Annotated in this window: 6 protein-coding genes and 3 pseudogenes; 4 read left to right on the forward strand and 5 right to left on the reverse strand. The window is 68.6% G+C overall.

Annotation, left to right across the window (positions count from 1 at the left end; translation table 11 throughout):
* Positions 1-2: 2 nt before the first annotated feature.
* Together OJJOAM_RS12095 and OJJOAM_RS12100 are read left to right on the forward strand one after the other, a co-directional pair.
* Positions 3-1,168 (forward strand): annotated as a pseudogene (locus OJJOAM_RS12095) (ATP-binding protein).
* On the forward strand, positions 1,165-2,157 hold the full coding sequence (locus tag OJJOAM_RS12100) for a response regulator (RefSeq protein WP_422648088.1): 993 nt from the start codon (positions 1,165-1,167) through the stop codon (positions 2,155-2,157). Before OJJOAM_RS12095 ends, OJJOAM_RS12100 begins: the two are co-directional and overlap by 4 nt.
* 109 nt (positions 2,158-2,266) lie before the next feature.
* Here OJJOAM_RS12100 and secF read toward each other — a convergent pair whose 3' ends face one another.
* The 5 genes and pseudogenes from secF to queA form a co-directional block, all read right to left on the reverse strand.
* Positions 2,267-3,238, reverse strand: coding sequence for a protein translocase subunit SecF (gene secF, locus OJJOAM_RS12105; protein WP_149316658.1), 972 nt, complete (start codon positions 3,236-3,238; stop codon positions 2,267-2,269).
* 135 nt (positions 3,239-3,373) lie between these two features.
* The gene (gene secD / locus OJJOAM_RS12110; protein ID WP_422648089.1) at positions 3,374-5,248 is read right to left on the reverse strand and encodes a protein translocase subunit SecD; all 1,875 of its coding nucleotides are present in this window, start codon (positions 5,246-5,248) and stop codon (positions 3,374-3,376) included.
* Between the two features lie 209 nt (positions 5,249-5,457).
* Entirely contained in the window at positions 5,458-5,787 is a 330-nt protein-coding gene (gene yajC / locus OJJOAM_RS12115; protein ID WP_149316660.1) for a preprotein translocase subunit YajC, read from the reverse strand.
* Between the two features lie 133 nt (positions 5,788-5,920).
* Positions 5,921-7,052 (reverse strand): annotated as a pseudogene (gene tgt / locus OJJOAM_RS12120) (tRNA guanosine(34) transglycosylase Tgt).
* Between the two features lie 62 nt (positions 7,053-7,114).
* A complete protein-coding gene (queA, locus tag OJJOAM_RS12125; RefSeq protein WP_422648090.1) occupies positions 7,115-8,152 on the reverse strand; it encodes a tRNA preQ1(34) S-adenosylmethionine ribosyltransferase-isomerase QueA in 1,038 nt (345 codons plus the stop codon).
* Positions 8,153-8,429: 277 nt separating this feature from the next.
* Between queA and recG the strand changes: the two are divergent.
* Both recG and OJJOAM_RS12135 read left to right on the forward strand, forming a co-directional pair.
* Positions 8,430-10,662 (forward strand): annotated as a pseudogene (gene recG, locus OJJOAM_RS12130) (ATP-dependent DNA helicase RecG).
* Positions 10,663-11,100: 438 nt separating this feature from the next.
* On the forward strand, positions 11,101-12,051 hold the full coding sequence (locus OJJOAM_RS12135) for a LysR substrate-binding domain-containing protein (RefSeq protein WP_149316664.1): 951 nt from the start codon (positions 11,101-11,103) through the stop codon (positions 12,049-12,051).
* The last annotated feature ends 114 nt before the right edge of the window (positions 12,052-12,165 follow it).

Below are 12,165 nucleotides of genomic sequence, written 5' to 3' on the forward strand. Positions count from 1 at the left end.
ACATGCGGACAGAGCCGCGGACCGAGCTGCGGACCGATTTGCGCCAGCCGCGGCTGACCGTGCTCTACGTCGACGACGAGGAGATGGCCTGCAAGTATTTCGCCCGCGCGGCCGGCGCGGGAGTACGAAGTGCTGCTCGCCCAGGGCGCGGACCAGGCCATCGAGATGCTGCGCAACGACAGCGGCCGCACCGCGGTGCTGGTCACCGACTTCCGCATGCCGGGGCGCAACGGTGCCGATCTGCTGCGGCAGGTCGCCGCCGAGTATCCGCAGATCGTGCGGATCCTGGTGACCGCGTACGCCGACAAGGACATGCTGCTGCAGACCGTCAACAGCGGCGAGGTGTTTCGCATCCTCGAGAAGCCGCTCGGCCTGCAGGCGGTGCGCGACGTGCTGGCGCTGGCGCGCGAGCGCCATCGCGAACGGCAGTCGCGGCACCAGCGGCTGACCGCGATCGACGAGACGCTGGCCTTCCTGGCGCACGAACTTAACACCCCGCTGGCGGCTATCGCGAATTTCGCCCGCGGTGTTGAAAGCCGCAGCAGCGCCGAATACGATCCGCAGCGCCAGGCCGAGATCGGGCAGGCGGCCGCGGTGATGCACAGCAATGCGCAGTACTGCCTGGCGGTGATCTCGTCGTTCCTGCAGTCGGTGCGCGGCAATGGCGAACGGCCGCTGACCAGCGAGAACGATCGCGACATCACCGCCGGCAGCCTGATCATGGCGCTGCTCGACAGCTATCCGTTCACGGGTCCGCAGCGCAACTGGATCGAGGTCGAACTGCACGGCGACTTCATCGTCCATACGCTGCCGAACTGCGTGTCGCTGGTGCTGTCGTCGCTGCTGAACAATGGCTTGCGGGCGCTGACCGATGTCCCCCCAGCCTTCGCTGCGCTTCCGTGTCGTGGCGCAGCCCGACCCCGTGATCTGCATCAGCGACAACGGCCCAGGCATTCCGCCGGACGTGATGGAACGCCTGCTGGTCGATCCGGTCACCACGCATGCCGCCGCCGGTGGAAATGGCCTCGGCATGATTTTCTGCAACCGCGTCATGCAGTCGTTCGGCGGCGGCATCCGGATCGAGTCGATCCCGGGCGCCGGCACCACCGTGACGCTGGAATTCCCTCAGACGAAGAATCGAATGCACAGCAATAGGAGCGGTCAATGAACGAACCGAACGACAACCAGGCATCGCCTCCCGCGATTCTGTTCGTCGACGACGAGGCCACCGCGGTCAAGTATTTCCAGAGGGCGATCGGCGGGCTGGCGCCCGTGGTCACCGGCGGTTCGGTGGAGGAGGGCAAGGCGCTGCTCGAAGCCCATGGCGACACGCTGGCCGTGCTGGTTTCCGACCAGCGCATGCCGGGCGAATACGGCAACGAGCTGCTGCGCCACGCGCGCGAGCACTATCCGCATATCGTTCGCATCCTGACGACCGCGTATTCGGAGCTCGAGTCGACCGTGCAGGCGGTCAACGAAGGGCAGATCCACCGCTATATCAAGAAGCCGTGGGACATCACCGCGCTGCGCATGGAGCTCAAGCAGGCGCTGGAGATCGCCGGCCTGCGCCGCGAGCGCGACCAGCTGGTGCGCGAGAAGCTGAGCGTGATCCAGCGCCAGACGCTGGCGGCGCGCATCGGCATGGTGCGCGCGCTGTGCGCCAGCCTGATCGGCCCGGAGCGCTTCCAGCCGGTCGAGACCTATCTGGCGGCGGCCGCGCTGGCCGGCGCCAAGGGTCCCGAGCCCGATTGGGCCCGGATGGACTACGCCGACCTGGTCGGTGCCGAAAGCCAGCGCAGCGGCGCCTTCGGCCATGCGGTGGCGAGCCGCCTGGCGCAGCTGCGCGCCACGCATGACGCGGCCGCGGGCGCCGACGCGCTGGCGGTGATCGCGCAGGAGCTGGGCGAGGCGGTGCGCCGCGATGGCGACGCGCTGGTGTGGCTGTCGTTGCCGGTGCTGTCCGAATTCCTCGGCGCGCCGGTCGGCACGGAAGTGTCGGAGCACCACGCGGCGTGGTTTGCCGCGCTGCTGTGGCTTGACCGCAGCGGCAATGCGCTGCAGATGCTGCGCGACGGCAATACCATCGTCTCGCGCCTGGCGCCGGCGTCGACGCAGTTCGGCGCCGACCGGCTGGCGATCTGGATCGAGCAGTTCTGACGGAACCTGAAGCAAGCCGATTCGCCCCCTCCCGTGTGCGGGAGAGGGGCAATAAAAAAACGGGGCCTGAACCCCGTTTTTTTACGCCTGCCTTCTGGCTAGCGGCGCGTCATGCCTGCGCGCCGTAGTTCGGATCGTCGCGGTCGGCCCCGCCGGCCTTCTTTTCGCCCTTGATCAGGTCCTCGCGCTTGACGCCCAGCCACATGGCCAGCGCCGCGGCGACGAACACCGACGAATAGATGCCGAACAGGATGCCCACCGTCAGCGCCAGCGCGAAGTAGTGCAGCGTCGGGCCGCCGAAGAAGAACATCGACAGCACCATCATCTCGGTCGAGCCGTGCGTGATGATGGTTCGCGAGATCGTGCTGGTGATCGCGTTGTCGATGACCTCGTGGGTGTTCATCTTGCGGAACTTGCGAAAGTTCTCGCGGATCCGGTCGAAGATCACCACCGACTCGTTGACCGAGTAGCCGAGCACGGCCAGCACCGCCGCCAGCACCGACAGCGAGAACTCCCACTGGAAGAAGGCGAAGAAGCCCAGGATGATCACGATGTCGTGCAGGTTGGCGATGATGCCCGCCACCGCGAACTTCCATTCGAAGCGGATCGACAGGTAGATCACGATGCCGGCGATCACGCACAGCAGCGCCAGCAGGCCGTCAGTGGCCAGCTCCTTGCCGACCTGCGGGCCGACGAATTCGACGCGCTGCAGGTTGGCGTCCGGCGAGACCGCCTTGAGCGCGCCCATCACCTGCTCGCTCTGCTGCGCCGAGCTGACCGGCTTGCCGTCGGCGCCCTTCTGCAGCGGCAGGCGGATCATCACGTCGCGCGAGGTGCCGAAGTTCTGCACCTGCACGTCGGTGTAGCCGAGCTTGCCGACCTGGCCGCGGATACGTTCCAGATCGGCGGGTTGCTGGTAGCTGACCTCCATCACCGTGCCGCCGGTGAATTCGATCGACAGGTGCAGGCCCTTCTGCCAGAGGAAAAAGACGGCGGCGAAGAACGTCACGAAGGAGATCACGTTGAAGATCAACGCGTGCTTCATGAACGGAATGTCGCGCCGGATGCGGAAGAATTCCATGGTGAATCCTGTATCTGCTGCAGCGTGCTGCGTTCGGGTGTTTCGTTCGAGAGTGTCGTTCGACGGTGTCGTGCGGGTCGGGCCTTCAGGCCGGAGCCGCGGGGCACGGCCCCGCCGCGCTCCCGCTCATGGCCCTCACTTGTTGGCCACGGTGCCCTTGTTGTCGGGGCCGGGCTTCCAGATCTGGCCGATCGACACGCTCTGCAGCTTCTTCTTGCGGCCGTACCAGAGGTTGACCAGGCCGCGGTTGAAGAACACCGCCGAGAACACCGACGTCAGGATGCCCAGGCAGTGCACCACCGCGAAGCCGCGCACCGGGCCCGAACCGAAGGCCAGCAGCGCCAGGCCGGCGATCAGCGTGGTCACGTTCGAGTCCAGGATGGTGGCCCAGGCGCGGTCGAAGCCGACCGCGATCGCCATCTGCGGCGACGCCCCGGCGCGCAGCTCCTCGCGGATGCGCTCGTTGATCAGCACGTTGGCGTCGATCGCCATGCCGAGCACCAGCGCGATGGCCGCGATGCCGGGCAGCGTCAGCGTGGCCTGCAGCATCGACAGCACCGCGATCAGCAGCAGCAGGTTGACGCCCAGCGCGATCACCGAGAACACGCCGAACAGCAGGTAGTACAGCACCATGAAGACGGCGATCGCGGCAAAGCCGTAGGCCACCGAGTCGAAGCCCTTCTCGATGTTGTCGGCGCCCAGCGACGGGCCGATCGTGCGTTCCTCGATGATGTCCATCGGCGCGGCCAGCGAGCCGGCGCGCAGCAGCAGCGCCAGGTCGTTGGCGGCCTCGGTCGAGTACGAGCCGGTGATCTGGAAGCTCGAGCCCAGTTCGGACTGGATGGTCGCCACCGTCAGCACTTCGCCCTTGCCCTTCTCGAACAGCACGATGCCCATCGGCTTGCCGATGTTCTCGCGCGAGACGTCGCGCAGCACGCGGCCGCCCTGGGCGTCGAGCTTGATGTTGACCGAGGGGCGCTGGTTCTGGTCGAAGCCGGCCGACGCGCTTTCGATGCGGTCGCCGGTGAAGATCACCTGCTTCTTCAGCACCACCGGGGCGCCGTTGCCGTGCAGGAACAGCTCGCTGCCGAACGGGATCGGATCGCCCTGGCGCGGGGCGCGCGGCGCGTCCGGATCGACCAGGCGGGCCTCCAGCGTGGCGGTACGGCCGATGATGTCCTTGGCCTTGGCGGTGTCCTGCACGCCCGGCAGCTGCACCACGATGCGCTCGGCGCCTTGCTGCTGGATCACCGGCTCGGCTACGCCCAGTTCGTTGACGCGGTTGTGCAGCGTGGTGATGTTCTGCTTCACGGCGGCGTCCTGCACCGCGCGGCGCGCCACCTCGGTGAAGGTGCCGACCACGTTATTGCCGTCCATCGCGAAGGTCAGGTCCGGCAGGCTGTCGGCCAGCACGCCGCGGGCGCGCGTGCCGTCCTCGGGATTGTTGAAGCGCACCGTCACGCGGTCGCCGTTGCGGTCCACGCCGCCGTGGCGGATGCCCTTGTCGCGCAGCACGGTCCGCGCGTCGCCGGCCAGGCTGTCGAGCTTCTTGTCGACCGCGCCCTTCATGTCGACCTGCAGCAGGAAGTGCACGCCGCCGCGCAGGTCCAGGCCCAGGTACATCGGCAGCGCATGCAGCGAGGTCAGCCACTTCGGCGAGCCGGACAGCAGGTTCAGCGCGACCACATAGGTCGGGTCGTTGGGATCGGGATTGAGCGCGCGCGACAGCACGTCCTTGGCGCGCAGCTGCTCGTCGGTGGTGCGGAAGCGCGCCTTGACCGAGCCGGACTGCCCCGACACGTCATAGAACACGCCGTCGGGCTGCAAGCCGTTCTGCGCCAGCACCTGCTCGATCTGCTTCTGCATCGCCAGATCGACCTTGACGGTGGCCTTGCCCGACGAGACCTGCACCGCAGGCGCCTCGCCGAAGAAGTTGGGCAGCGTATAGATGATGCCGATGGCAAGCGCCACCAGGATCACGAGGTATTTCCAAAGCGGATAGCGATTCATCTTCGGCCAGTCTTTCTACGGTCTTTCTACGGCCGGCGCAGCGCGCGGACGGGAATCCGCGGGCGTATCGCGCAGGCAACCGGTTGGCAAACAGCCGCCTGGCCCGACCGGAGACTTCCCGGGGCGGGGCCAGGCGGCTGTGCGGGCACGCTATTGGCGGCGTGCCGGAACCTTGCGGTGGACCCGCAAGGCCTGAGAGAGCGAGGGGCTCAGAGCGCCTTCAGCGAACCCTTCGGCAGCACCGCGGTGACGGCGTTCTTCTGCACCGTGATCTCGGTGCCTTCGGCGATTTCCAGCGTCACGTACTGCTCGTTGACCTTGGTGACCCGGCCCAGGATGCCGCCGGCGGTGACGACTTCGTCGTTCTTGGCCAGCGCTTCCAGCATCGCCTTGGCTTCCTTCTGCCGCTTCATCTGCGGGCGGATCATGATGAACCACAGCACCGCGAACATCAGGATGATCGGCAGGAAACTCATCAGGCCACCCGCCGCGCCGCCGGCCCCGCCGGCGGTCTGGGCAAATGCGTTCGAAATCAGCACGTTGCTTCTCCGTCACAAAATTGATTCAAGGAATCGGGCATTCTATCACCCGGTTCGGCCCGTTCAGCGGCTTGCGTCGCCTTGCCGGGCCCGCCCGTCGCGGGCCGCCGGCGGCAGGGCGGCAGGGGCCGTCTTACTGCGTGCCGCGCGCCCGGTCGGCGGCGAACTGGCGGCGGAAGGCGTCGAAGCGGTGCTGCTCGATCGCCTCGCGAATTTCGCGCATCAGCTGCAGGTAGTAATACAGATTGTGGATCGTATTGAGCCGCGCGCCCAGAATTTCTCCGACCCGGTGCAGATGGTGCAGATAGGCCCGCGAGAAATTGCGGCAGGTGTAGCAGGCGCAGCTTTCGTCCAGCGGGCGCGGGTCGTTGCGGTGCGCCGCGTTCTTGATCTTGACGTCGCCGAAGCGGGTAAAACAGCCAGCCGTTGCGGGCATTGCGGGTCGGCATCACGCAGTCGAACATGTCGACCCCGGAAGCCACGCCCGCCACCAGGTCCTCCGGCGTGCCGACGCCCATCAGATAGTGCGGCTTGTCCGCCGGCAGCCGCGGGCCGACGTGCTCGAGCACCCGCATCATGTCTTCCTTGGGCTCGCCGACCGACAGCCCGCCGATCGCCAGGCCATGGAAGCCCAGCTCCGACAGCCCGGCCAGCGACTCGTCGCGCAGGTCCTCGAACATGCCGCCCTGGACGATGCCGAACAGCGCGTTCGGGTTGGCCAGCCGCTCGAACTCGTCGCGCGAACGTTTTGCCCAGCGCAGGCTCATGCGCATCGAGCGCGCGGCCTCCTCGTGCGTGGCCGGCCGGCCCTCGATCTCGTACGGCGTGCATTCGTCGAACTGCATCACGATGTCCGAGTTCAGCGTGCGCTGGATCTGCATCGAGATCTCGGGCGACAGGAACAGCTTGTCGCCGTTGACCGGCGAGGCGAAGGTCACGCCTTCCTCGGTGATCTTGCGCAGCTCGCCCAGCGAGAACACCTGGAAGCCGCCCGAGTCGGTCAGGATCGGCTTGTCCCAGCCGATGAAGCGGTGCAGGCCCTGGTGGGTGTCGATGACCTCCAGCCCCGGCCGCAGCCACAGATGGAAGGTATTGCCCAGGATGATCTGCGCGCCGATCTCGTTGAGTTCCAGCGGCGACATCGCCTTGACCGAGCCATAGGTGCCGACCGGCATGAAGATCGGCGTCTCGACCACGCCGTGGTTCAGGGTGACGCGGCCGCGGCGGGCGTTGCCGTCGGTGGTGAGCAGTTCGAATTCGAGCATGGCGTAGGGGGTGGCGGAGATTCGGTGAGTCGGGCGTGCCGGGGCAGGGCGCGGGCGGCGGTTCAGGGCTGGCGCTGCAGCAGCATGGCGTCGCCGTAGCTGAAGAAGCGATAGCGTTGCTCCACCGCATGGCGATAGGCGATGCGGATCGGCTCGATGCCGGCCAGCGCCGACACCAGCATCAGCAGCGTCGACTTGGGCAGATGGAAGTTGGTGATCAGGGAGTCGACCAGCCGGAAGCGATAGCCCGGCGTGATGAAGATGTCGGTGTCGCCGCTGCCGGCCCGCAGCTCCCCCTCGGGCGTTGCCGCCGATTCCAGCGCGCGCAGCGAGGTGGTACCGACCGCGATCACGCGGCCGCCGGCGGCGCGGGTGTCGCGCACCGCCTGCGCCAGCTCCTCGGAGATCGCGTACCACTCCGAATGCATCTTGTGCTCGGCCAGGTTCTCGGTGCGCACCGGCTGGAAGGTGCCGGCGCCGACGTGCAGCGTCAGGAAGGCGCGCCGCACGCCGTGGGCGTCGAGCCGGGCGAACAGCGCGTCGTCGAAATGCAGCCCGGCCGTCGGCGCCGCCACCGCGCCCGGATGGCGCGCATAGACGGTCTGGTAGCGGCTCTCGTCGTAGGCGTCCGGATCGTGCGTGATATAGGGCGGCAGCGGCAGGCGGCCGAAGCGCTCGATCAGGTCCAGCGCCGGCTCGGGAAAGCGCAGCGTGAAGAACTGGTCCACGCGCGGACCGACCGTGACATCGAAGGCATCGGCCAGTCGCAGCGTGCTGCCCTCGGCCGGCGTCTTCGAGGCGCGCACCTGGGCCAGCACCGTGTCGGCGTCGAGCACGCGCTCGACCAGCACCTCGACCTTGCCGCCGCTGGCCTTCTGGCCGAAGAAGCGGGCCTTGATCACGCGGGTGTCGTTGAACACCAGCAGGTCGTTCGGGCGCAGATAGTCGGTCAGGTCGGCGAAGGCGCGATCGTCCAGCTTGGTGGCGCCGTCCGCGCCGGTCCGCACGACCAGCAGCCGGCTCGCGCTGCGGTCGGGCAGCGCGGTCTGGGCGATCAGTTCGGGGGGCAGCGGAAAGTCGAAATCGGACAGCGTCAGCATAAAGGGACAGGGGCCGGCGCCTCGCAACGAGGCCGGCTGCATGGGCAAATGGGGCAGCGGGTCGGGAAACCGCCGGTGGCGCCTGGAGCGCGCGGCGCAGGCATGGGTACAATCGGCGGACCCGCTATTGTAAGGCTTCGGCCGCCAGGCTTGCCGCCTTGGCCCTGATAGCGGGTATTCCGCCGGGGCGACCCGCGGAGCGCCGACGGCCCCGCCGTTTCCCACGATCCAATCCGACACGCCCGCGGCGCCGCCGCGCCCTGCCGACCACGCCTCGATGCCCGTCACCGCCAGCGAACGCACGCCCGAGCCAGACGCCCAGCCGCCATCGGCCAAGCCGGCCGCCAAGGCCGCGAAGTCGGCCAAGTCCGGCGCGCCCGCCAAGGCCGACGCGCCCGCCAAATCCGGCAAGGCCGCCGCACCGTCGTCGGCCATGGCCAAGCTCGCCAAGCTGGGCCTGAAGCGCGACGTCGACCTGGTGCTGCATCTGCCGATGCGCTACGAGGACGAGACCACGCTGCTGCCGATCAGGGAGGCCGTGCATCGCGCGGGCCTGGGCTTCGCCGTGCAGGTCGAGGGCGAGGTGGTGTCCAGCGAGGTCACGCTGCGGCCGCGCCGGCAGCTGGTGGTGCGCATCGCCGACGACAGCGGCGAGCTGACGCTGCGCTTTCTCAATTTCTACGGCAGCCACGCCAGGCAGATGGCCGAGGGCGTGCGGCTGCGCGTGCGCGGCGAGGTCCGCGGCGGCTTCTTCGGCGCCGAGATGATCCACCCAGTGGTGCGCCCGGTGGGCCCCGACGAGCCGCTGCCGGACCGCTTGACGCCCGTTTATCCCGCCACCGCCGGCATCTCGCAGGGCTATCTGCGCAAGGCCATCGGCGGGGCGCTGCAGCGCACGCCGCTGCCGGAGACGCTGCCGCGGCCGCTGCTCGACGGCCCGCTGGCGCCGTTGAAGCTGCAGCCGCTGGCCGAATCGCTGCGGCTGCTGCACGCGCCGCCGCCGCAGGTCGACGAGGCCGCGCTGATCGATCGCTCGCACCCGGCGTGGGTGCGCATCAAGTTCGACGAGCTGCTGGCCCAGCAGCTGTCGCTCAAGCGCGCGCAGGCGGCCCGCCGCGCCCGCAACGCGCCGCCGATGCCGCGCCGCGCCGGCGGCCTGCTGGACCACTTCCTCGCCGCGCTGCCGTTCGCGCTGACCGGCGCGCAGCAGCGCGTGGTCAAGGAGATCGCCGCCGACATGGGCGCGCCGCACCCGATGCACCGGCTGCTGCAGGGCGACGTCGGCAGCGGCAAGACCATCGTCGCCGCGCTGGCCGCCTGCCAGGCGATCGACGCCGGCTACCAGGCCGCGCTGATGGCGCCGACCGAGATCCTGGCCGAGCAGCATTACCGCAAGCTGTCGGGCTGGCTCGCGCCGCTGGGCGTCGAGGTGGTATGGCTGGCCGGGAGCCTGAAGCGCACCGAAAAGCGCGACGCCGTGGCACGGGTCGAATCCGGCCAGGCGCAGCTGGCGATCGGCACCCACGCGCTGATCCAGGACACGGTGCGGTTCGCCAGGCTGGGCCTGTCGGTCGTCGACGAGCAGCACCGCTTCGGCGTGGCCCAGCGGCTGGCGCTGCGCGGCAAGGCCGACGGGGCGGAGCAGGAGGGTGCGGGGTCCGCGCAACAAGCCGACGAGCTCGCCACCGTGCCGCACCAGCTGATGATGTCGGCCACGCCGATCCCGCGCACGCTGGCGATGACCTATTACGCCGACCTCGACGTGTCGGTGATCGACGAACTGCCGCCCGGCCGCAGCCCGGTGGTCACGCGGTTGGTCAACGACGCGCGCCGCGACGAGGTGATCGAGCGCGTGCACCACGCCGCCGCGCAGGGCCGGCAGGTCTACTGGGTCTGTCCGCTGATCGAGGAGAGCGAGGCGCTGCAGCTGCAGACCGCGCAGGAAACCTACGAGACCTTGGCCGCCGCCTTGCCGGACCTGAAGGTCGGGCTGGTCCATGGGCGCCTGCCGCCCGCCGAGAAGGCCGCGGTGATGGACGCGTTTTCGGCCAACCGGCTGCAGGTGCTGGTGGCCACCACGGTGATCGAGGTGGGCGTGGACGTGCCCAACGCCTCGCTGATGGTGATCGAGCATGCCGAGCGCTTCGGCCTCGCGCAGCTGCATCAGTTGCGCGGCCGCGTCGGCCGGGGGAGCGCCGAGTCGGTCTGCGTGCTGATGTACCAGGCGCCGCTGTCGCCGACCGCCAAGCAGCGGCTGGCGACGATGCGCGAGACCACCGACGGCTTCGAGATCGCCCGGCGCGACCTGCAGATCCGCGGGCCGGGCGAGTTCCTGGGGGGCGCGCCAGTCGGGCGAGGCGATGCTGCGCTTTGCCGATCTCGAGACCGACGCCTGGCTGGTCGAGCCGGCGCAGCAGGCGGCGGAACTGCTGCTGGGCCGTTACCCTGAAGCGGCGCAGGCGCATCTGTCGCGCTGGCTGGGCGGGCGGGAGCATTACTTGAAGGCGTGAAGGCGTGAAGGCGTGAAGGCGTGAAGGCGTGAAGGCGTGAAGGCGTGAAGGCGTGAAGGCGTGAAGGCGTGAAGGCGTGAAGGCGTGAAGGCGTGAAGGCGTGAAGGCGTGAAGGCGTGAAGGCACGAGGGCGTGAGGGCGTGAGGGCGTGAGGGCGTGAGGGCGTGGGAGCCGAGAATCCCGGGCCGCAAGCTCCGAAGTCCGCCTTCGCCGCGCCGGTGGCCCAAGAGCAGTGCACGCCGCTTTGTCGCGCGGCTCTGACAGAACCTCGATTCGAAGGTAAAATCTATCGCTTCCGAAAAGGCGATAATTTGCGAGGCACTTCTGTTACGTGCTTTGCGGCGATTCGACCGGCGATCCGACCGTCCCGCCGGGGCACGTCTTCCGGACCATCCCGACATCGCCCGCTCCACCGCAACCGTCCCAAGCCGATACGACATGACGCTGACCGAACTGAAGTACATCGTTGCCGTCGCGCGAGAGCGCCATTTCGGCCGTGCCGCCGAGGCCTGCTTCGTGTCGCAGCCGACGCTGTCGGTGGCGATCAAGAAGCTGGAAGACGAGCTGAACGTGCAGATCTTCGAGCGCGGCACCTCCGAGGTCTCGGTGACCGCGGTCGGCGAGCAGATCGTCGCGCAGGCGCAGCGGGTGCTGGAGCAGACCATGGCGATCCGCGAGATCGCCAAGCAGGGCAAGGACCCGCTGGCCGGGCCGCTGCGCGTGGGCGTGATCTACACGATCGGGCCGTACCTGCTGCCGGCGCTGGTCAAGCAGATGATCCACACCGTGCCGCAGATGCCGCTGATGCTGCAGGAGAACTACACGGTCAAGCTGATCGAGCTGCTCAAGCAGGGCGAGATCGACTGCGCGATCATGGCCGAGCCGTTCCCGGACTCCGGGCTGACGGTGCGGCCGCTGTACGACGAGCCCTTCGTCGTCGCGGTGCCGCGCGGCCATCAGCTGGAAAAGGCGGAAAATGTCGCGCCGGACGAGTTGAAGCAGCAGACCATGCTGCTGCTGGGCAGCGGCCACTGCTTCCGCGACCACGTGCTGGGCGTTTGCCCGGAACTGTCGCGCTTCTCGCAGGCGGCCGACGGCATCCAGAAGACCTTCGAGGGCTCGTCGCTCGAGACCATCCGCCATATGGTGGCCAGCGGTGTCGGCATTACCGTGCTGCCGCGTACCTCGGTGCCCGACATGCATGCGGGCAACGATCTGCTGTCCTACGTGCCGTTCGCCGAGCCGGTGCCCGACCGCCGCGTCGTGCTGGCCTGGCGCAAGAGCTTCACCCGGCTGCCCGCGATGGAAGCGCTGTGCGCCGCGGTGGCGGCCTGCGAACTGCCGGGCGTGCGGAAGCTGACGCCGGACGCGCTGGCCAAGGCGGCCTGACGGCTTCCCGGACCCTCTCCAGACTGTATCTCCGAGCGCGGCCGGCGCCGCGCTGCGCCTTGGACCCGCCGGATGCAGCCGCCTCTTTCGCTCCTTTCGGCTCGCTTCCCCCCG

Origin of the sequence: Cupriavidus sp. H18C1, assembly GCF_049311595.1 — a bacterium.
Taxonomy (GTDB): domain Bacteria; phylum Pseudomonadota; class Gammaproteobacteria; order Burkholderiales; family Burkholderiaceae; genus Cupriavidus; species Cupriavidus cauae.